This window comes from Helicobacter pylori (assembly GCF_006439795.1).
GTDB classification, from domain to species: domain Bacteria; phylum Campylobacterota; class Campylobacteria; order Campylobacterales; family Helicobacteraceae; genus Helicobacter; species Helicobacter pylori_CR.
On record NZ_VEYL01000001.1, the window covers coordinates 89938 to 111608 of the forward strand.

Annotated in this window: 15 protein-coding genes, 1 tRNA gene and 5 pseudogenes; 10 read left to right on the forward strand and 11 right to left on the reverse strand. The window is 37.4% G+C overall.

What is annotated here, in order from left to right:
• Position 1: 1 nt before the first annotated feature.
• From FIM66_RS08275 to recG, 3 genes are read right to left on the reverse strand one after another with little or no spacing between them, the layout of a single operon-like run.
• Complete coding sequence (locus FIM66_RS08275; protein ID WP_238699879.1) at positions 2-586, reverse strand: site-specific DNA-methyltransferase; 585 nt, start codon at positions 584-586, stop codon at positions 2-4.
• A complete protein-coding gene (locus FIM66_RS00410; RefSeq protein WP_341472521.1) occupies positions 583-2046 on the reverse strand; it encodes a site-specific DNA-methyltransferase in 1464 nt (487 codons plus the stop codon). The genes FIM66_RS08275 and FIM66_RS00410 overlap by 4 nt, the downstream gene beginning before the upstream one ends.
• 50 nt (positions 2047-2096) lie before the next feature.
• Positions 2097-3968 carry an ATP-dependent DNA helicase RecG gene (gene recG, locus FIM66_RS00415; RefSeq protein WP_140547813.1) on the reverse strand — a complete coding sequence of 624 codons (1872 nt, stop codon included), beginning with the start codon at positions 3966-3968 and terminating at the stop codon, positions 2097-2099.
• Between the two features lie 81 nt (positions 3969-4049).
• Between recG and FIM66_RS00420 the strand changes: the two genes are divergently transcribed.
• Together FIM66_RS00420 and FIM66_RS00425 are read left to right on the forward strand one after the other, a co-directional pair.
• Positions 4050-4397: a hypothetical protein gene (locus FIM66_RS00420; protein WP_140599777.1), complete on the forward strand. Its 348-nt coding sequence runs from the start codon at positions 4050-4052 to the stop codon at positions 4395-4397.
• Positions 4398-4400: 3 nt separating this feature from the next.
• Complete coding sequence (locus tag FIM66_RS00425) at positions 4401-5036, forward strand: outer membrane protein (RefSeq protein WP_140599778.1); 636 nt, start codon at positions 4401-4403, stop codon at positions 5034-5036.
• On the opposite strand, the gene FIM66_RS00430 is transcribed toward FIM66_RS00425, so the two are convergent.
• The gene (locus tag FIM66_RS00430; protein WP_140489529.1) at positions 5033-5785 is read right to left on the reverse strand and encodes an exodeoxyribonuclease III; all 753 of its coding nucleotides are present in this window, start codon (positions 5783-5785) and stop codon (positions 5033-5035) included. The genes FIM66_RS00425 and FIM66_RS00430 overlap by 4 nt on opposite strands.
• Positions 5786-5886: 101 nt before the next feature.
• Here FIM66_RS00430 and FIM66_RS00435 point away from each other — a divergent pair.
• Positions 5887-5962, forward strand: a tRNA-Phe gene (locus tag FIM66_RS00435).
• Between the two features lie 2 nt (positions 5963-5964).
• Here FIM66_RS00435 and FIM66_RS00440 read toward each other — a convergent pair.
• On the reverse strand, positions 5965-7404 hold the full coding sequence (locus FIM66_RS00440; protein ID WP_140599779.1) for a competence protein: 1440 nt from the start codon (positions 7402-7404) through the stop codon (positions 5965-5967).
• 228 nt (positions 7405-7632) lie between these two features.
• The gene (gene dnaA, locus FIM66_RS00445; RefSeq protein ID WP_140599780.1) at positions 7633-9006 is read right to left on the reverse strand and encodes a chromosomal replication initiator protein DnaA; all 1374 of its coding nucleotides are present in this window, start codon (positions 9004-9006) and stop codon (positions 7633-7635) included.
• Positions 9007-9158: 152 nt separating this feature from the next.
• Between dnaA and FIM66_RS00450 the strand changes: the two genes are divergently transcribed.
• From FIM66_RS00450 to aapA3, 5 genes are all read left to right on the forward strand, one after another.
• Entirely contained in the window at positions 9159-9701 is a 543-nt protein-coding gene (locus FIM66_RS00450) for a purine-nucleoside phosphorylase (protein WP_140547810.1), read from the forward strand.
• 42 nt (positions 9702-9743) lie between these two features.
• Positions 9744-9983: a DUF2443 domain-containing protein gene (locus FIM66_RS00455; protein WP_000461837.1), complete on the forward strand. Its 240-nt coding sequence runs from the start codon at positions 9744-9746 to the stop codon at positions 9981-9983.
• A complete protein-coding gene (gene glmS / locus FIM66_RS00460) occupies positions 9984-11777 on the forward strand; it encodes a glutamine--fructose-6-phosphate transaminase (isomerizing) (protein WP_140489537.1) in 1794 nt (597 codons plus the stop codon).
• A 21-nt stretch (positions 11778-11798) separates the two neighbouring features.
• Positions 11799-12425, forward strand: coding sequence for an FAD-dependent thymidylate synthase (gene thyX / locus FIM66_RS00465; protein WP_140489539.1), 627 nt, complete (start codon positions 11799-11801; stop codon positions 12423-12425).
• Positions 12426-12584: 159 nt separating this feature from the next.
• Complete coding sequence (gene aapA3, locus FIM66_RS08385; protein WP_000681089.1) at positions 12585-12677, forward strand: type I toxin-antitoxin system toxin AapA3; 93 nt, start codon at positions 12585-12587, stop codon at positions 12675-12677.
• A 400-nt stretch (positions 12678-13077) separates the two neighbouring features.
• Here aapA3 and FIM66_RS00470 read toward each other — a convergent pair.
• Positions 13078-14213: pseudogene (locus FIM66_RS00470) on the reverse strand (restriction endonuclease subunit S).
• An 8-nt stretch (positions 14214-14221) separates the two neighbouring features.
• Positions 14222-16694, reverse strand: a pseudogene (locus FIM66_RS00475) (type I restriction-modification system subunit M).
• Between the two features lie 69 nt (positions 16695-16763).
• On the opposite strand from FIM66_RS00475, the pseudogene FIM66_RS00480 reads away from it, so the two are divergent.
• Positions 16764-18753, forward strand: a pseudogene (locus FIM66_RS00480) (type I restriction endonuclease subunit R); the annotation flags it as partial.
• Here FIM66_RS00480 and FIM66_RS00485 read toward each other — a convergent pair.
• The 3 genes and pseudogenes from FIM66_RS00485 to FIM66_RS00490 form a co-directional block, all read right to left on the reverse strand.
• Positions 18711-19229, reverse strand: a pseudogene (locus tag FIM66_RS00485) (DEAD/DEAH box helicase family protein); the annotation flags it as partial. The pseudogenes FIM66_RS00480 and FIM66_RS00485 sit on opposite strands and share 43 nt — an antisense overlap.
• A 2-nt stretch (positions 19230-19231) precedes the next feature.
• Positions 19232-19816: a site-specific DNA-methyltransferase gene (locus FIM66_RS08285; protein ID WP_238699879.1), complete on the reverse strand. Its 585-nt coding sequence runs from the start codon at positions 19814-19816 to the stop codon at positions 19232-19234.
• A complete protein-coding gene (locus FIM66_RS00490) occupies positions 19813-21276 on the reverse strand; it encodes a site-specific DNA-methyltransferase (RefSeq protein ID WP_341472521.1) in 1464 nt (487 codons plus the stop codon). Before FIM66_RS00490 ends, FIM66_RS08285 begins: the two co-directional genes overlap by 4 nt.
• 106 nt (positions 21277-21382) lie before the next feature.
• On the opposite strand from FIM66_RS00490, the pseudogene FIM66_RS00495 reads away from it, so the two are divergent.
• Positions 21383-21667: pseudogene (locus tag FIM66_RS00495) on the forward strand (YgjP-like metallopeptidase domain-containing protein); the annotation flags it as partial.
• Positions 21668-21671: the final 4 nt, after the last annotated feature.

The following is a 21671-nucleotide window of genomic DNA, read 5'->3' on the forward strand; positions in this document are numbered from 1 at the left end:
TCTACCCCCTAATCTTTAAATCGCCGCTCTCTAAATTCAAATCAAGCAAATTACTGCCCAATTCCAAACACAGCCTATCGTTACTGATAGCGGGCATATACATGCTGATTTTTTCCACCCCTTTATCTTTCAAGTTTTCTAAAATTCCGCTCATTTCCACATCCCCCACAATGAAAGCCGTATTTTTAGCCAGATACAAGGCGTTTTCAATCAAGCAAGTTATAGGGGTGGTTAGCTCCAAACCCTCTAAGCATAAAAGCTTGATTAAAATTATTTGAGTTTCTTTTTTTTCAGGGTTGGAATAAGCGAATAAATCCTTTTGAGTGGCTTCGCCCAGATTTTTATCGCCTAATTTTTCATCATCAATGATTTCAAACGCTCTAAACCCCACATCTAAATGAGGGCAAGCTTCTTTGATTTTAGCCCCCGCTCTTTTAATCCTTTCTTCGGTGATGTCAAAAATGCTTGGGGAGGTGGATTTTAGGGTGTTTAAACAAAAATCATGCGCGCTTTTGTCTTTCTTGGGGTCAATTTTTTCATCTAATTGGACGAGAATGAAGCGCCTTTCTTTAAATGCGGCGCTCAAGCCATTAAATAACCCCCCCCCTCACTTAATTTTTGATAATCGCTCTTATTACTCTCTAACACGGCATGCGCGGTTGTCCCGCTCCCGGCGAAAAAATCTAAGATGATGTCGCCCTCGTTAGTGGATAATTCAATCAGTCGGCTGATGAGTTTTGTAGGTTTTGGGTTATTGAAAATCTTTTGATTAAAAAGGGCATTAACTTCTTTTGTCCCATTACCACCGCCGATATTTTCTATCACATTTCTTGTGGGTGATGACTTGTCTAAAATAGCGTAAAATTCGCCGTTTTCATTTTGTTTGACTTGCTTTTTATCTAAAAATTCTTTTTTACAAATTACATATTCATTTCTACTATTTTTTTTAATAGAAATAATATTTTTATTACTATTAAAAGTATCCAACGCCCAAGTCCAACGCCCAAGTCCAACACCCTTTTTTGGTGGTCTTATGATTTTATAGCCTTGTTTTAATAAGTCTTGTCTATCGTTATAAACTAGGTTTTCATCATTACTACTTTTTGCTAATTTTTTATCATAATCATCTACACCTAAAAAATCTAGCGTTTTAGGATTATAGTAAATACTATAACCTAAATTTGCTCGTGCGTTTAAAGTCCCTCCAGCTCCGCCTGTTGTAAGCCCAGCTCCTTCATAATAATATTTATCATTTTCACAAAATACTTTGACTTCTTTTTTTAAAGCCATGCGATTAAGACTGAGCGCTTCAACATGCTTTGCATAAACAAGAATATTTTCATAATTGTTTTGAAAATATTGCGCATCATTTTGAGCGTTACCTTTAAGCCAAGTCAAAGATGATAAAAAATTCCCCTCCCCAAAAATCTCATCGCATAAAAGTTTGAGTTGGGCGGCTTCGTTATCGTCAATAGAAATGAAAATCACGCCGTCTTGTTTGAGCAAATCTCTAGCGAGCAGCAATCTGGGATACATGAAGCTAAGCCACCCGCTATGGCTTTTTAACCCAAAAAGATTCTTGATATAATCCAGCTTTTCTTTAGAATAATCCAATGTTTTTAAAATCTCTTCATTGGATTGCGAGAAATCATCGCCATAGATAAAATTCTCGTTTTTCGTGTTGTAAGGCGGATCAATGTAAATCATTTTGATTTTTTCACTATAGCTTTGTTTTAAGATTTTGAGAGCGTCTAAATTATCGCCCTTGATGAGAATGTGCTTGCTAGTGGATTCGTTTAAGGGCTTTAAAATCTTATTGTTTTTCTTAAAAGCTTGATTTAAGGCGATTTTCTTACCCACAAAATCCAACCCATAGCCCTCTTCTTTCATTTCGCTAAAATCCCCAAGTAACGCTTTTAATCTTCCCACATCCAGCGTGAGTTTATCATCATTTTCCACACTCAAACAACTGGGAAAATAACGATTAAAAATTTCTAAATTTTTTTCATTAACGCTTTTTTCTTCACAAACTTCTTTATTTTGCATTGCTATCCTTTATTTTAAATGATTTAAATTACCCAATTCCACCTTAATTTTCAATTTTCAAATGTTCCATGTGAAACGCTAGCGGCCTTTAAAAAATCCCGTTTCACTTCAGCGATAATGTTTTCATCTTTGGCTAAGTCAATGTATTCAAAACTATTCCCGCTCTGCTCTCCGCCCTGAAGTAAATCCCCGCTTTTTCTGTATTCTAAATCTAATTCAGCGATTTTAAAGCCGTCTAATTCGTCAGCAAATTTTTCTAATCGTTCGTTTTCTTCTTGGATCGTGCATAAAAAACAATAGCCTTTCAATCCGTTACGAGACACGCGCCCCCTTAACTGGTGTAAAGTCGCTAAGCCCAACCTTTCGGGCGCTAAGATTACCATCACGCTCAATCGTGGTAAAGAAATGCCCACCTCAATGAGCGTAGTCGCTAAAAGAATGCTCCCGGACTCTCTGAATTCTTCAATCACTTCTTCTTTATTTTTATCCTGCCCTGAAGTGGTATAAACCTTTTTAAAGCGTTTTTGCCAAAAACTTGCCCCCTCACTGAGCGATAAATACGGGATTTTTTCGCTCTCATTCACCAGCGGATAGACGACAATGACTTGATGGTTTTTAGCGATTTCTTCGCTGATTTTTTCCATCACTATTTTAAAATCTCTTTTATGCAAAACTAAAGTTTCAATCTCTTTAGGGTAAGGGATTTCTCTAATCATGGTCGTTTTCACAAACGCGCTTTTGGCTAGGGCGAGCGTGCGAGGAATGGGGGTAGCGGAAAATTGCAAGGAATGGGGTTTATTGCCCTTACTGCTCGCCATTTTTTCTAATTGGTAGCGCTGCTTGGTGCCAAATCGGTGCTGTTCATCAGTGATTACTAAAGCGAATTCATTCAAATCGCGCTTATCAAACAACAACGCTTGCGTGCCTATAATAATATGCGTGATTTTTTCAAACAAACAATTAGAACGCTTTTTATGGCTCCCGCCAAGCAGTAATTCCACTTCAAAATAAGGGGGTAAAAATTTTAAGGCTTCGTTATAAAGCTGTTTAGCGAGAATGGAAGTGGGCGCCATTAAAAGGGTTTTATTAGGGTAAGCTAATACCATGCTCGCTAAAATCACCATCGTTTTCCCACACCCCACATCGCCTATAATCAAACGCTTGCACGCTATGGAGCTAGTGAGATCGCTTTGGATTTCTTTAATGGCGTTTTGTTGATCGCGTGTGAGTTTAAAGGGTAAAGAAGCGATAAAGTTATCCAAGCGTTCGCTATTATTGGGGCATGCGATTTTAGCGCCAAATTGCAATTTTTTGCGCTCTAAATTTTTCATATAAAAAAGCATTTCAATGTATTTTAATGCATTTAAATGTTGTGAAGGGAAATTTTTATTCGTTTCAAAATCCTTGACAAAATGTGGCGTGGGGAAAAAGATTTCTAACAACAAACGCGCGATATTCTCTTTAACGCCTTCCTTTTTTAAATTTTCTAATGAAAGGAGTTTTTGTAAATTTTCCTGTATTCTTTTATGGTTTTTAACTTTTTTAAAAATTAAAGAAATTTTTCCAAATTCGGTAAGGATTTTAGGCGTGTTAATGATATAAGCTTGATTAAAAGAGCTTTGCTCTAATTTACCATAAATAAACAAACTCTCGCCGGTTTTAAATTGGTTGTAATAAAACGCGCTGTAATTGAAAAAAACAAGCTCCAAATTTTTGTAAAATCGTTTGGAATAGGCGAAAATCTTTAAAACTTTGGCGTAGTTTCTTTTCTCTAAAATACCCACTTCTAAAACACCGCTCAAGCCCGTTTCAAAACGCTCTAACAAGCTTAAATCCTTATAACCCTTAGGCGTATAAACAAGCAAGGCTTCTAAAAGCGATTTCACATTCAATGTTTTTAATAAGTCATCTGTTTCTTGCAATTTGTTCTTACCCTAGCCAATCCTTAATCATTTTTATGATAAGATAATCAAATTATACATTGACTTAAGGAAATTTAATTGATGAAATCTAAAATCACTCATTTTATCGCTATCTCTTTTGTTTTAAGCCTGTTGAGCGCATGCAAAGATGAGCCTAAAAAATCGTCCCAATCGCACCAAAACAACACTAAAACCACTCAAAACAATCAAATCAATCAAGCGAATAAGGATATAAAAAAGATTGAGCATGAAGAAGAAGATGAAAAAGTCACCAAAGAAGCGAATGATTTGATCAATAACGAAAATAAAATTGATGAAATCAATAATGAAGAAAACGCTGATCCTTCGCAAAAAAGAACGAATAACGTTTTGCAACGAGCCACTAACCACCAAGACAATCTCAGCTCCCCACTCAACAGGAAGTATTAAAGTGTGAAATTTTTTTCAAAGGATTTATTTAAAAAAGTAACCCCTTTATTTTTAAGTGTTTGTTTTTTAAGCCCTACCCTTACGCAAGCCAAAAGCCGTTTTTATGTGGCTTCTCAATACCAGGTGGGGAAAATGATCATGGAAAAATACAACGATCTCAAACGCACGATTGAAGGGGCGAGCTTTTCTTTAGGCTGGGAGATTAACCCCACTAATTACTGGTTTTATTCGCGCTATTACTTTTTTATGGATTATGGGAATGTCATCCTTAATAAAAGAACGGGCGCTCAAGCGAACATGTTCACTTATGGCTTTGGAGGGGATTTGATCGTGGAATACAATAAAAACCCCTTGTATGTATTTTCTCTTTTTTATGGCATGCAAGTTGCTGAAAACACATGGACGATTTCCAAGCACAGCGCAAATTTCATCATTGACGATTGGCGCAGTATTCAAGGGTTTTCGCTCAAAACTTCAAATTTCAGGATGTTGGGTTTAGTGGGGTTTAAATTCCAAACCGTGCTATTCCACCATGACGCTAGTATTGAAGTGGGGATCAAATGGCCTTTTGCTTTTGAATACGACTCACCCTTTGTAAGGCTTTTTTCTGTCTTTATTTCGCACACTTTCTACCTTTAAACTAATTCCAACCCCACCGGGCAATGATCGCTCCCTAAAATATCTTTATAGATTAAAGCGTCTTTTAAGCGCGTTTTTAAAGGATTAGAGCATAGAAAATAATCAATGCGCCAACCAATGTCTTTATCCCTTGCTTGTTGCATATAACTCCACCAGGTGTAAGCCTTTTCTTTGTTGGGGTAAAAATAACGGAAAGTGTCAATAAAACCAGCGTTCAAAAGCTCGCTGAATTTTTCTCTCTCTTCATCGCTAAAGCCGGCATTTTTTCGGTTGGTTTTAGGGTTTTCTAAATCAATTTCATTGTGGGCCACATTCAAATCCCCGCACACAATGACCGGTTTTTTTAACTCTAAAGCTTTTAAAAATTTCTTAAATTCCACTTCCCAACTCATGCGATAACTAAGCCTGGATAGGGCTTGTTGGGAATTAGGGACATAAACATTCACTAAATAAAACGACTCAAATTCGCAAGTTATTACGCGCCCTTCTTTGTCATGCTCTTCAATATTAATCCCATAGCTCACGCTTAAAGGCTCTTTTTTAGTGAAAGTTACCACCCCAGAATAGCCCTTTTTAATCGCGCAATTCCAAAAATCAAAATACCCTTTAAATTCAAAGGTGTTTTGTTCTTGCTGCATTTTAGATTCTTGAATGCAAAAAATATCCGCATTTACGCTATTGAAAAAATCCATAAAACCCTTAGTCATGCAAGCCCTTAACCCGTTCACATTCCATGAAATCAATTTCATTTTAATCCTTGTTTGATTTTGAGTGAATTATATCTTTTTAGTCATTTTTTTAAAAATTAAGCTTTATTTTACCTTTTTTATGTAATAATTGTCTTTTGCTTGGCTTGATAGCTCAGTCGGTAGAGCAGAAGACTGAAAATCTTCGTGTCGGTGGTTCGATTCCGCCTCAAGCCACCATCTCAAACTTCATTGAATAAATAATTCCCCTTTTTGACACACACAACACGAGAGTTTTCAATACTTAAAGGCGTGCTTTTGGCTCGTGGTTGCTCTTCTATTTCTAAGGCCATGCACACCCCTTCTTTAAAGCGCACATGGTTTTTAACCCATTCTTTATATTCACTGCTCTCTTTGACTATATCGTTTAAATAATGCCCCTCATACACTTCCACAAATTCCATGAATTTTTCATTCAAATTCAATTCATTGCGCGCTATTTCGCTTTTTCGTGTGGAAGAATAAGCTAATTCGCTGGTTTCATAAAAAGTCGGCTCTGCTTGGTCGTCTTGTTTGGGGCGCTCATAAATAGCTTTCACTAATTGCGTGGTGATTTCATACTCACTCTCCCATGCTTGTTTTAAAGGCTCTTCTATGAGATAGCATTGCCTAATCGTGCCGTCTTTTCGCGCTCTGGCTCTTTTGCATTTTTCTGTAGAGCTTCTAGCTTGAAGAATGGCGAAATTGTTTTTAGCTTCAAAAGTTTGCGGCTCTTCTAAAGGCTCTGTTTTATGAACAGAGATTTTAGTATAAGGGGTAATGATTTTACCGCTTTTATTTTCAGCGGTGCTGTAATCGCAAGGGGTAATATCTGTCGCAGTCTGCTTGTCTTCATCAACGCGTTTTAAAATGCTTGGGCGATAGGCTTGTAAATTTTCATCATCATAAACCCACTTCCCGCACGCAAATTCTTTAACATTAGGATCTCTAATCGCTTGTTTTTCCACATTGTCCTTATTTTCGTTGCTTTCATTGTTTTCACTCGCATCAGCGTTAGGGGTGTTGTTAGGGAGCGTTTTTTCAGTGGGTGGTGCTACAAAAAGGTTGTTTTCTTGATCTTCTGAAGAATGTTTTAAAGGGGGTTTGGTGTCGTTTGTTGGCGTTTGAGTTTCGTTAGTGGGGCTTACTTTGCTAGGAGTTACTAAAGGCTGTAAAAGGCTGTTTTTAGAGTTTTTAGAGCCTAGTTTGGACTCTGGGTAAGAAAAGTTTTGAGGAGATTGTTGCGATGAGCTAGGTTTATTTTGTGGTTTTTGCATGGGCGCGTTTAAAGAAGGTATTGGGTTTGAGTGCGACTCTTTCAATTCTTTTGAAGAAAAAACGATTTGGGTGTTTCTAGGGATAGTAGGGCGGTTAGGGCTTAGTGTCGTTTCTAAAGAAAGTTTTTCATCAAGGGGTTGATAGACGATTGCAGTGGATATGTGGGTGATAGTGAGCGTGAGTTTTTTGTGTGGGGAGATATTATAAATGCCTAAAACCTGTTTGGGTTCTTTAGAATCAAGGACTTTAGCTTTAAAAGTGCCTTTATGCGGCGAAGTTTTGATTTCTTCTAAAAGCTTGATCACAAGGGCTTGAAGAGGGTTAGAGAAAGTCAGAAAGAAAGACAAACAAAGGGTTTTTTTCATGTTGATTCCTTTTTATTTTGGATTTTTGGATTATATCTTAAAAAAAGGTTTAGTAAAAGTCATCAATAAGTTATAGATAGGTAACACTTTAATTAATAATAATTAGTAACAGTAGTAGGGGCGTGAATGAATGGAATGAAACAATAAAAAGCTTTAGGGGTGCGCGTTTTTAGGGGGGTTGTGGGATTTGAAAAAGAGTGAATGAAACGCTTTTTGATAAGCCTTTTTTCATTCACTTGAATTGAAAGCGGTTTTTTTATCGTTCAATTCGTTCAAGCGGTTTTTGATTTCTTCTCTAAGGTTTGAGATAAAAGGGCTTTTTTCTTCTTCAAGCATTTTTTTAACGCCAGAATACATTTTAGAAATGCTTGAATGATCCTTTAAATCCAAAAATTGAGCGAGCGAGAGCGTGGGGTTAGGGGTATAGAGCCTGGCGAAATACACGACTAATTTTCTCGCCAAAGCGACATTTTTTTGGCGCGAAGAGACCTTGATTTCGTTGGATTTGAGATTCAAGCTTTGCGCGACAGCGAGTAAGATATTTTCCAAGCTTGAGCCTTCAGCATGATCTTTTTGCAAATCTTCTAAAACGGTTTTAGCGAGGTTCAAATCAATGGAAGCGTTCATCAAGTTTGCGTTCACGCTGATTTTAATGATCGCGCCTTCCATTTGGCGGATATTGTCGCTGATGTGTTGGGCGATGTATTCCATCACTTCTTCAGGCAAAATGATTTGATTGAGTTGGCATTTTTGTTTGACAATGGAAAGTTTGGTTTCTAAATCAGGAGGCATGACTTTAGCGGTTATCCCCCATTCAAAGCGCGATTTTAAGCGATCTTCTAAGCCGGCGATGTTTTTAGGCGATCGGTCTGAAATCAATACGATTTGTTTGCTGTTGGCGTGCAATTCGTTGAAAGTGTGGAAAAATTCTTCTTCTAGTTTGGGTTTTCCTTGCAAAAATTGAGCGTCATCTAACAAGAAAAAGTCGCAATGGCGGTATTTTTTTTTAAAAGAATCCATGTTTTTGTTGTCTAAATGCTTTAAAAAGTCTGTCAAAAAATCTTCTGAAGTGACTAACACGACTTTTTTATGCTTTTCTAGGGCGTGGTTACCGATAGCGTTTAAAATGTGCGTTTTGCCTAACCCTGTGCCGCCATAAAAAAGCACCGGGTTATAAGGGGGCGTATCGCTTTGGGCGACTTTTTTAGCGATTTCATAAACGGTGTTGTTGCATGAGCCTACGACAAAATTTTCAAAAGTGTAAGAGTCTTTGACGCTCGTTTTTACCGCTTTGTAATTGATATTAGATTGGGCGTTAACCTGGATTTTAGGCGCTACTTCAATACGCACATCCACGCTATGGGCTAAATGCATGCCGACTTTATTCTGGCTTAAAATTTCTTTAAGCAACGCGCCGTATTTAGCCGTAATCGTGGTGCATAAGACTTTGTTGGGGGCATAAAAAAAGGCAATATCGCTCTTGCTCGCGTTAGGGTTGTATTTGAGTTGGCTAAAGTAATTTTCATACTCTATGAGACTAACTTTAGGATTTTGTTTGACTAGTGCCAAGATTTCTTTTTCAATATTGTTGTTGGTATCCATGGCGTTATTATAGCGTGAATAAGTTGTGAATGAAAAAGGAATAACATGTGAATGAAATGTGAATGAAGCCTTAAAATTAAGGTGTTTCTTTTAAGGGTTTGTCTATAATGCTTGCTTTATAATAAGCTAATGGATGCGAAAAAAGGATTTTCATGCTGCTTTGCGCGGGAAGGAATGAAACTTTACAAAAAGCGACGCCTATTGGTGTGGGTTTGATAGGAAGCGCGATCAATTTAACGAGAATGTGCCTAAAAAACCCTGATACAGAAAGCCTTATTTTTATAGGGAGCGCGGGGAGTTATAGCTCAGAAATGGAGCTTTTAAGCGTGTTTGAAAGCGTTTGCGGCTATCAAATTGAAGAGAGTTTTAGCCATTTAAACAGCTACACGCCTTTGGATAATTTTATTCAAATAGAAACTGAAGAGGAAGCTCTTTTTGAAAGGGTGTGTGTCAATAGCAGTAACTACATCCACACGAGTGAAATGTTTGCTAAAAAAATGGTTCAAAAGGGCGTTTTATTAGAAAACATGGAGTTTTTTAGTGTGCTAAGCGTGGCTAAAGCGTTTTCTTTAAAAGCTAAAGGGATTTTTTGCGTGAGTAACTATATAGGACTTAACGCGCATCAGGAATTTAAAGAAAACCATGCCAAAGTCAAACAGATCTTAGAAAACATCATTGATAGTTTGATAATTTAATAGTTTAGCTATCATGGAGCATTCTAAATTAAAGGCGATCACATGTTTGAAAAAATACGCAAGATTTTAGCGGATATTGAAGATTCGCAAAATGAAATTGAAATGCTTTTAAAATTAGCGAATTTGAGTTTGGGGGATTTTATTGAGATTAAAAGAGGGAGCATGGACATGCCAAAGGGCGTGAATGAAGCGTTTTTTACGCAATTAAGCGAAGAAGTGGAGCGCCTAAAGGAGCTTATCAACGCTTTAAATAAAATCAAAAAAGGGTTATTGGTGTTTTAAATGTGCGGGATTGTAGGTTATATAGGGGATAGCGAGAAAAAATCCATTCTCTTAGAGGGATTAAAGGAATTGGAATACAGAGGTTATGACAGTGCTGGCTTAGCCGTATTGAGCGCTAATCGTTTGGAAGTGTTTAAAACTCAAGGGAAATTAGAAAACCTTAGAACAGAGCTTAAAAATAAAGAGTTTTTAAATTTTGGCGTGAGTATCGCTCATACGAGATGGGCGACGCATGGGAAGCCAAGCAGTGCGAACGCCCACCCGCATTTTACAGAAAATTTAGCCTTAGTGCATAACGGCATCATTGAAAATTACGCGAGTTTGAAAAAGGAATTGGAAAATAAAGGGCATGCGTTTTTAAGCCAAACGGACACGGAAGTCATTGCGCATTTGTTAGAAGAAACGCTTAAAAGCGAGAGCGATTTATTGAAAGCCTTTGAAAAAAGCATCAGCCTTTTGAAAGGGAGTTATGCGATTTTAATGCTCCATAAAAGGGCTAAAGAAAGCTTGTTTTACGCTAAATCTTCTTCGCCCTTAATCGTGGGCAAGGGCAAAGAGGGGGTATTTTTTGCGTCCAGTTTGAGCGTGTTAGCCCCTAAAGTGGATCAATTTGTCATTTTAGAAGAAAACAGCGTGGGGCAGATTTCTTTAGAAAATTTTAAAGATTTAAACAATATTGAAAACATGAAAGATTACGCTTTTGAAAATAAGGATTATTCTAAAGGCAATTTTAGGAATTATTTAGAAAAAGAGATTTATGAGCAGCACAGCAGTTTGTTAGAGTGTTTAGAGGGGCGCTTGGAAGCCTTGAGTGTGTATTGCGAGATCGATCCTGAATTTTTAGAAAATGTGAGCGAGATCACGCTGTGTTCTTGCGGGAGCAGTTACCATGCGAGTTTGGCGAGCGTGTATTTGTTTGAAAGATTAGCCAAAATAAGAGCGAGGGCCATTTTAGCGAGCGAATACCGCTACGCCCATTTTAAAAGCAACCCTAACGAGCTTTTTATAGCGATTTCTCAAAGCGGTGAAACCGCTGATACTTTGGAAGCCTTAAAATTAGCCAAAGCCCAAGGGCTTAAAACCATTAGTTTGTGTAACGCTCCTTTTAGCATGATGAGCCGCATTAGTGATCACACGCTTTTGATTAGAGCGGGGGTGGAGCGGAGCGTGGCATCCACTAAGGCGTTTTCTTCGCAAGTGATGCTTTTATGGCTTTTGAGCGTGTATCTAGGCAAACAACTAGGGACCATCTCTAAAGAAGAAGAAAGAATCCAAGCCAAAAACATGCTCAATAGCGTGAATGCGATGAAAATAGAGCCTAAATTGCATGAAAAAATCAAGCGCCTATCCAAACGCTACTTGCATGGGCATGGCTTTTTTTATATCGGGCGCGATGTGTTTTACCCGCTCGCTTTAGAGGGGGCGTTGAAACTTAAAGAAATCAGCTACTTGCACGCTGAGGGGTATGCGAGCGCGGAAATGAAGCATGGGCCTATTGCGTTGGTGGATTCTAATCTTTTTACCATTGCTTTATTGTCTAAGCATCTGTTATTTGATAAAACCAAAAGCAATATTGAAGAATTGAGCGCTAGGGATTCTACGATTTGCGTGTTAAGTTCTGAAATTTTAGAGATCGCTGATGATTTTATCCAATTAGAAGAGAGCGAAAGCTACATGGAAGAATTTTTCCGCATGAATTTAGCGATGCAGCTTTTAGCCTTAGAAATCGCTATGCGTTTGAATCACGATGTGGATCACCCAAGAAACTTGGCTAAAAGCGTTACCGTGGAATAAAAAGCGATTAGGAGTAAGACAATGGAAGTGATTTGTAAGCATTACACCCCTTTAGACATTGCAAGCCAAGCGATCCGCACTTGCTGGCAGAGTTTTGAATACAGCGATGATGGAGGCTGTAAGGATAAGGATTTGATCCACAGGGTGGGGAATATTTTCAGGCATTCTTCCACTTTAGAGCATCTTTATTACAATTTTGAAATCAAGGGCTTGAGTAGGGGGGCGTTGCAAGAATTGAGCCGGCATCGAATAGCGAGCTTGAGCGTGAAATCAAGCCGTTACACTTTAAGGGAATTGAAAGAAGTGGAGAGCTTTTTGCCCCTTAATGAAACGAATTTAGAAAGAGCCAAAGAGTTTTTAGTTTTTGTGGATGATGAAAAAGTGAATGCAATGAGCGTTTTGGCTTTGGAAAATCTCAGGGTTTTGTTGAGCGAATATAACATTAAAAACGATTTAGCCAAATACGCCATGCCTGAAAGCTATAAAACGCATTTAGCTTATAGCATTAACGCTAGGAGCTTGCAAAATTTATTGACTTTAAGAAGCAGTAATAAAGCCTTAAAAGAAATGCAAGATTTAGCCAAAGCTTTATTTGACGCTTTACCTGGCGAGCATCAATATTTGTTTGAAGATTGTTTGAAGCATTAGTTTTAAACAATACCGCTTAATAACGCTCATTCTTTGATGTTCTAAAAACGCCTTATTTTTGCGTTTGATGAGGTGGAGTTTTAAGGGGGTTTGTTGTAGGATTTCATCACGCCCCATAGTTGCGATATGGGGCAAATCCTATGTCAAAAGGAGCATGCCATGAAACACAAAAATGGCAAACGCTCTTGGAAAACATTATACTTTGAGTTTGCTTTTTTGGGGCTTAAAGTGATCGTTTCTGTGAAACGCTGATTTTCTAAGAGCGTTCCCCTGAGTTTAAAAGCTTAGGGGTTTCCTTTAAAAAGTGGGTTTGTCCTTGACTTTTGGGGCGTTTATTATCTCTTTATCTTTTCATTCAATTTTTTAATCTTATTTTAGCGTTTGTAAAATTAAAAGTTTTAAGGGGGTTTGTTGTAGAATCTCATCACGCCCCATAGTTGCGATATGGGGCAAATTCCAACTTAAGAAGGGTTTATCATGTGGAGAAGACATGATAAAAACTCTTGGTTAGTATTATACATTAAAATCTCTTTTAAGGGGTTTAAAGTGGTCTTTTCTATAGAAAAGTAATGTATTAGCCAGAGTTCCCCTGAGTTGAAAAGCTTAGGGGTTTCCTTTAAAAAGCGGGTTTGTCCTTGACTTTTGGGGCGTTTCATTTGTTTAAAACCCTGATTTTAGCACTCATTAAATCGTGGTTTAAAGCTTTTTTGATGTTTTCAAATTGGCGTTTTTTGTTTTTAAGGCTAATGATTTCATGATCCAAAGCGCTTAAAATGTCAGCGATAGCGCTCTGTTCGTTTAGAGGGGGTAAAAAAATAGTCTTTTCTTTATAATCTTTGAAATAAATATGCGGTATTATGCTACCGCTTGTGAAATTTTTAAAATCAAAATTAGATAATAAATAAAATAAAAACTCTGTTGTTGTCTTATGATTAGCAATTAACGCTCCCATAGTAGATAAAATATTTGTTTTAGGTGGTAAAATCCTCACTCTGCCTACACTTCCATCTTTAACAATAGAAATATAAGGCTTATCGCTAATGAAAGTTGTATCTGTATAGCCTATGAAATTATTCACATCATAGACTTTAATTTTTCCTTGTTGCGTGATTTGTTCTGTACTTAAATTTGATGTTAAATAGTTGCATATATCCCCAAGCCTCACTCTTTGCCAATTTTGATTGAAGTCTTTCAAGCGTTTTCTTTGGCTCAATAGTTCAAAGCTTAAAGCTTTTTAACGCTTTCTTTTTTAAGAATGAGAGCTCTCAAAGCATGAAGATAATTATCCACATCGCTTAAAATGTTAGCGATAGCGATTTGTTCGTTTAGAGGGGGTAGGGGGATTAGTAAATTTTTAATTTTGTTTGGGCTAACTTCTAAAAAAGTGCTACCACTTGCCAACTTTAATAATTTATTTTTTAGTGTTAAAATTAAATAGTATAAAAATTCATTATTGATTTTTTCTAATGGTATCAGCGATTGAAAACCTTGATTTGTTGTAGCTACCACTTTAAGAATGGCACAATCTCCAATGTTGGCGCGACTTGTCAATAAGATTGTTCCTATAGGCAAAAGTTTGGCGCTTGACTTTTTTAACCCTAATAGCGTGATTGTTCGCTGACTTTTATGAACATATTTTGTTATGCCTATTTCTGTAGGCGTGAACCAATTAATACTGCCATTCCAAAATGATGCTACTTGAGTGCTAGGTGTGCCTCCGCCAATAATCTCGGCAATATCCCCAAGCCTTACTCGTTGCCAATTTAAGGGCAGCATTAATGCGTCCATGCGTTCTATCACCCCATTAGCCCCAAATCTTTCAAATGCTCTAAAACTTTTAATTCGCTCTCTTTGACTTCTTTGTCCAATTCCAACAGGCTGTTAGAGTAGTTTGAAACGATTTCATTAAGGGCGCTGCTAAAAGCGTTGATGCGTTTAAAAATTTTGTTTTCTAGGGCGTTTTTCAAGCTCTTAAGCCATTTGTCTTGGATGATGAGATCCTTAATTTCGCCTAGTTCTAAGTTTTTATATTGGTGGAACGCTTTCAATTCCAACTCCTCGTGGGCTTTATTTTTCATTTTTAGCGCCTTGTTTTTAGCTTCTAGCAATTCTAAAGCGGTTTTTAGGATTTTCTTATCTTCTGAATCGGTGGCGTTTTTTAGCTCTTTTTTCAAAACGCTTTCATTGATTTTTGATTCATAAAAAAGCCCTTTTTCGTTGGAATGCTCTTCTATAAATTCATCTAAAAGGGCCTCTTTTTCATTGAGGGCGTTTTCTAATTCTTCTAATTCTTTCGCTTCTTTTTCAAAAAAGCGTTGTTTGATCAGGTTTTTAGGGATCAGATCGCTTTTATAGTAGGTTTTTTGAATGATAAAATCCGGCTCCTCCAAATAATTGGCTTTTTTGTTTTTGTCTTTTAGGGGGGTTAATTTCCTTAATTCTTTAGCGCTTATAAAGCCATTGAATGAAAGAAGGAACCAATCGTCTTGCAAGACTTCGTTGTAGTAATCTTTGAAGAGCTGATACACGCCGTATTTGTCTAAAATTTCCACTTTTTCAAATTCTTTTAAAACTTTTGAACAAACGCTCTCTATGAGGGTTTTTGGGTTAAAACCTGGCTCTAAATCATTAAAAGTTGTCAATAGTTCCAATCGGTCAAAAGCGCTTAAAACAGAAGCGTGGAAGGTTTGGAATTCTGAGCTTTGAATGATTGATTCTTTAATGTTTTCGCATTCTGTTTTTAAAGCGTAATAACCCTCTTTATCGCTTTTTTTAAAAAGCGTGTTTTTAAGCTCTTTAAACACTCTAAAATAAGGGGCGTAGGCTTTTATTTCGTTTTTGGGCAAATAACTGGCCTTGTGGCTGTTGATTAAAGCGAACAAGTCTTTTTCTGATTCTGGTTTGGCGGCAATGTAGCGCGGGATATTCAAGTTATAGTCGTTAGCGCTAATTTCTTCTAAGCTTACCATTTTGGAATAATAAGGGATTTCTTTTAAAGCGTTAAAAGTGTCTATCATTTTTTGGACATCTTGATCTCTTAAGCGGTTTTTATTGCCGTCTTTTTTAAAATCCTTGCTCGTATCTATCAAAAAAACGCCCTTTCTGGCACGCGCGTTTTCTTTGTCTAAAACAATCACGCATGCAGGAATGGAAGTGCCATAAAAAAGATTAGGGGCTAGGCCTATCACGCCTTTAATATAGCCTTTTGTTAAAAGATTTTTTCTGATTACACCCTCAGCATTCCCTCTAAATAGCACCCCATGGGGTAAAATCACTGCCCCTTTGCCTGTGTCTTTTAGGGATTTGATGATGTGGAGCAAAAAAGCAAAATCGCCATTTTTTTCAGGGGGCGTGCCGTCTTCAAAACGATTGAAACTATCATTAATCATTAATGACTTGCTTGCTTTTAGGGTCTATGCTTAGCCCATCAGTCCAGTTTTTCAAGCTAAAGGGAGGGTTAGCCACGACATAGTCAAAGGTTTTTAGCATGCCATTTTCAGTAGTAAAAAGGGGGTTAGAAAGGGTGCTAAACCCCCCCTTAGCAATATCAGCATCAGTGCTATTGTGTAAAATCATATTCATTTTACAAAGGGCTGTTGTGGAAATGTCTTTTTCTTGCCCATAGATAGTTAAGCCTTTTTCGCCGGCCAAGCTAGAAGCTTTTAATAGTAACGAACCGCTCCCGCAAGTGGGGTCATAGATGCTTTTATCCTATTTGGTGTTTTCATCAATGCCAAGCAAAAGGGACAATAAAAGCGAAACTTCGCTAGGGGTGTAAAACTGCCCTTTGGATTTACCGGATTCGCTGGCAAAGTGGCGCATTAAATATTCGTAAGCGTCGCCCAATAAATCATCGTCTAAAGCCCCATGCGCGCCCAAACTCAAATCAGCAAAGATTTTAACCAGATTAGAAAGGGTGTCTATCATCGCTTTACCCTCTCCAAGCTTGGTGTTATCGTTAAAATCCACGCTGTCAATCGCGCCTTCTAAGCCGTTTCGCTCTGCGATCTTGGCGATGATTTTATTGAGTTTGTCGCCTATTTCCTTATCGCCCTCTAAAGCGAGAATGTCTTCATAAAAACACCCTTCTGGCACTTCTATGGCACTATCAGTATTGTTTTTAGCGTCATTTCTGGCTTTATCGCTGATGTATTTTAAAAAAAGCAGGTTCAAAACATAGTTTTTATACTCGCTCGCATCCATTCCGCCCCTTAAGCTATCCGCTCCAGCCCATAAAGAGCTATACAATTCGCTTTTTTTGATCGCCATTTTAACCGCCCTATTTTGTTTTTAGGATTATAATATAAAGCGGTAAAAAGCGTTCTTAAGGGGTTTATGATGAAAACAGAAAAAGAAGTTCAAAAACAAGTCATAGAAACTTTTAAAAGCATGGGCTATGCGTATTTAGGGGATTTAACAAAGAGCGATAACGAAAACATTAATAAAGAAAGCTTGAAGGCATGGCTAGTTAAAAATCAAAAAATCAGTGATGAAAGGTGGCCTAAAATTGAGCAGAAAATCCATAACGCTTTAAAAAACGACTTATACGAAGCGAATCAAGAATTTTACGAGCTTTTGATTTATGGCGTGGGAACTAAAATAAGCCAGAATGAAAACTTCCAAACGACTTGGCTCATTGATTGGAAAGATGTTTCTAAGAATGAATTTAGCGTGGCTGAAGAAGTGAGCGTTAAAGGACCAAATATGAAGCGGCCGGACATAGTGCTTTATATTAATGGGATCGCTTTAGGGGTGTTGGAATTAAAAAAATCCAGCGTGAGCGTAGAAAGCGGTATCAGGCAAAATTTAGACAACCAAAAGAAAGAATTTATTAGAGATTTTTTTAAAACGATCCAATTGGTTATGGCGGGCAATGAAAGTCAAGGGCTAAGATATGGCGTCATAGAAACTAAAGAAAAACACTACCTTTCTTGGAAAGAAGAGGGCGTTCAAAAAAATTTGTTTGAGACGATTGAATGCTTTTTAAAAAAAGAAAGGTTTTTAGAATTTATCCATGATTTTTTGATTTTTGATAAGGGGCAAAAGAAATGCGCCAGGTTCCATCAGTATTTTGCAATTAAAAAAAACGCAAGAATTTATCAAAAGAAAAGAAGGGGGGATTATTTGGCACACGCAAGGCAGCGGTAAGAGCCTTACTATGGTGTGGCTCACTAAATGGCTAAGAGGAAATACCACACAAGCGAGGATTTTAATCGTTACAGACCGGAGGGAATTAGACGCTCAAATTCAAGGCGTGTTTCTGGGAATAGGCGATCCTATTTATCGCGCAGACAGCAAGAAGGATTTGTTGGGTGCGCTGTTTGAAAATAAGGAATTTTTGGTTGGCTCGCTTGTCCATAAATTTGATGACAATGACTTAGAAGACTTAAAAAAGCAACCTGTTTTAAAAGAATGGATTGTTTTAGTGGATGAATGCCACAGAACCCACGGCGGTAAATTGCACAACGCCATGAAAAGCCTGCTCCCTAATGCGATTTTTATCGCCTTTAGCGGCACGCCTTTATTGAAGCAAGATAAAAAGACAAGCCAGGAAGTGTTTGGGAATTATATCCATTGCTATAAATTTAATGAAGCCGTTAGCGATAAAGTGGTGCTAGATTTAAACTATGAAGCCAGAAGCGTGGATCAATATGTCAGTAACCCTGAAAAGCTAGACGAATATTTTGAATTAAAAACCCAAGGCTTGAATGAGGCGGCTAAAACAGAGCTTAAAAAGAAATGGGTTAATTTGCAAAAAGTTTTTTCCACTAAAGACAGATTAGCTCGCATTGTGCAAGATATTGTATTGGATATGGCAAAACTCCCACGATTAAGGAGTGAAAAAGGGAATGCCATGCTGGTGGCTGAAAGCGTGCATAACGCATGCCGGTATTTTGAACTCTTTTTAGAAACAGAATTAAAGGATAAGGTGGTTGTGATCACAAGCTATGAACCCAATATCGCTGATCTGAAAGATTGCGGGAGCGATGAGAGCGAAGAGAGTTACAAATACCGCGCTTATTGTAAAATGCTGCAAAACTTTTTTGATGAAAAAGATGAGAAAAAAGCCCTTAATAAAATTAAAGAGTTTGAAGAAAAAGTTAAAGAGCGTTTTATTAATGAGCCTAATAGAATGAAGCTATTGATCGTGGTGGATAAGCTATTGACCGGTTTTGATGCGCCAAGCCTCACTTATTTATACATGGATAAGAAAATGCAAGATCATGGGCTTTTTCAAGCGGTGTGCAGGGTGAATAGACTAGATAGCGAAGATAAGGATTTTGGAGTGTTTTTCTCTTTATTAAAGGCAGAAAAAGTCATCACCAACACGCAGCATTTGTGGTTGCTCGCTAAAATAAATCTTTCTACATCTTCATAGCTCTCTAAATGCGTGTTAGAATATTCGCTTTTAAAAAATTCTCTGGTGATTTCAATACTCTTTAAAACCCCTAATTTAATGGCGTTGCTTGGCACTAAAACGATGAATTTTGACAAATGGTAGTTTTTGTGCAAGGCATAAACGCACTCTAAAAAGCAAAAGGTCTTCCCGGTGCCTGTTTCCATTAAAATGTCGCAGTTTAACGACTTCTCAATCCCCACGCTCCCCTGGGTTATTTTTTGTTTCGATCGCAAATTCTCAATATTTTCTAATAAAACATCTTTGAGCGCCTCTATTTCAAAAACAGGGTTAGCAATCCTTTGAGCGTCATTTTCTGGCTCTTCAAAATAGATCCCCTTAAACACCCCTAAAATCTGATTCAAGCATTTTTCTTGATAATCCAATCGTTTGAATTTGATTTTCACCTCTACCCCCTAATCTTTAAATCGCCGCTCTCTAAATTCAAATCAAGCAAATTACTGCCCAATTCCAAACACAGCCTATCGTTACTGATAGCGGGCATATACATGCTGATTTTTTCCACCCCTTTATCTTTCAAGTTTTCTAAAATTCCGCTCATTTCCACATCCCCCACAATGAAAGCCGTATTTTTAGCCAGATACAAGGCGTTTTCAATCAAGCAAGTTATAGGGGTGGTTAGCTCCAAACCCTCTAAGCATAAAAGCTTGATTAAAATTATTTGAGTTTCTTTTTTTTCAGGGTTGGAATAAGCGAATAAATCCTTTTGAGTGGCTTCGCCCAGATTTTTATCGCCTAATTTTTCATCATCAATGATTTCAAACGCTCTAAACCCCACATCTAAATGAGGGCAAGCTTCTTTGATTTTAGCCCCCGCTCTTTTAATCCTTTCTTCGGTGATGTCAAAAATGCTTGGGGAGGTGGATTTTAGGGTGTTTAAACAAAAATCATGCGCGCTTTTGTCTTTCTTGGGGTCAATTTTTTCATCTAATTGGACGAGAATGAAGCGCCTTTCTTTAAATGCGGCGCTCAAGCCATTAAATAACCCCCCCCCTCACTTAATTTTTGATAATCGCTCTTATTACTCTCTAACACGGCATGCGCGGTTGTCCCGCTCCCGGCGAAAAAATCTAAGATGATGTCGCCCTCGTTAGTGGATAATTCAATCAGTCGGCTGATGAGTTTTGTAGGTTTTGGGTTATTGAAAATCTTTTGATTAAAAAGGGCATTAACTTCTTTTGTCCCATTACCACCGCCGATATTTTCTATCACATTTCTTGTGGGTGATGACTTGTCTAAAATAGCGTAAAATTCGCCGTTTTCATTTTGTTTGACTTGCTTTTTATCTAAAAATTCTTTTTTACAAATTACATATTCATTTCTACTATTTTTTTTAATAGAAATAATATTTTTATTACTATTAAAAGTATCCAACGCCCAAGTCCAACGCCCAAGTCCAACACCCTTTTTTGGTGGTCTTATGATTTTATAGCCTTGTTTTAATAAGTCTTGTCTATCGTTATAAACTAGGTTTTCATCATTACTACTTTTTGCTAATTTTTTATCATAATCATCTACACCTAAAAAATCTAGCGTTTTAGGATTATAGTAAATACTATAACCTAAATTTGCTCGTGCGTTTAAAGTCCCTCCAGCTCCGCCTGTTGTAAGCCCAGCTCCTTCATAATAATATTTATCATTTTCACAAAATACTTTGACTTCTTTTTTTAAAGCCATGCGATTAAGACTGAGCGCTTCAACATGCTTTGCATAAACAAGAATATTTTCATAATTGTTTTGAAAATATTGCGCATCATTTTGAGCGTTACCTTTAAGCCAAGTCAAAGATGATAAAAAATTCCCCTCCCCAAAAATCTCATCGCATAAAAGTTTGAGTTGGGCGGCTTCGTTATCGTCAATAGAAATGAAAATCACGCCGTCTTGTTTGAGCAAATCTCTAGCGAGCAGCAATCTGGGATACATGAAGCTAAGCCACCCGCTATGGCTTTTTAACCCAAAAAGATTCTTGATATAATCCAGCTTTTCTTTAGAATAATCCAATGTTTTTAAAATCTCTTCATTGGATTGCGAGAAATCATCGCCATAGATAAAATTCTCGTTTTTCGTGTTGTAAGGCGGATCAATGTAAATCATTTTGATTTTTTCACTATAGCTTTGTTTTAAGATTTTGAGAGCGTCTAAATTATCGCCCTTGATGAGAATGTGCTTGCTAGTGGATTCGTTTAAGGGCTTTAAAATCTTATTGTTTTTCTTAAAAGCTTGATTTAAGGCGATTTTCTTACCCACAAAATCCAACCCATAGCCCTCTTCTTTCATTTCGCTAAAATCCCCAAGTAACGCTTTTAATCTTCCCACATCCAGCGTGAGTTTATCATCATTTTCCACACTCAAACAACTGGGAAAATAACGATTAAAAATTTCTAAATTTTTTTCATTAACGCTTTTTTCTTCACAAACTTCTTTATTTTGCATTGCTATCCTTTATTTTAAATGATTTAAATTACCCAATTCCACCTTAATTTTCAATTTTCAAATGTTCCATGTGAAACGCTAGCGGCCTTTAAAAAATCCCGTTTCCATCAACCAGTATGAAAAGATTTTAAACGAAAGCATACAAAGCTTTAAAATCCAAAAAATGAAACGGATATGGGGGAGTTGCAACATTGCTAAACGCGCCCTGCTTTTTAATTTGGAATTGGCTAAAGCGCCTAGCGAGGGCATTGAATATGTGGTTGTGCATGAATTATTGCATTTAAAAACGCACCACCATAACGAATATTTTAGGGATTTGATGAGTTTGTATTTGCCTGATTGGCAAAGGGCTAAGGCCAGCCTCAAAGAAACTTATTTGGAGCGTTCTTAAATGA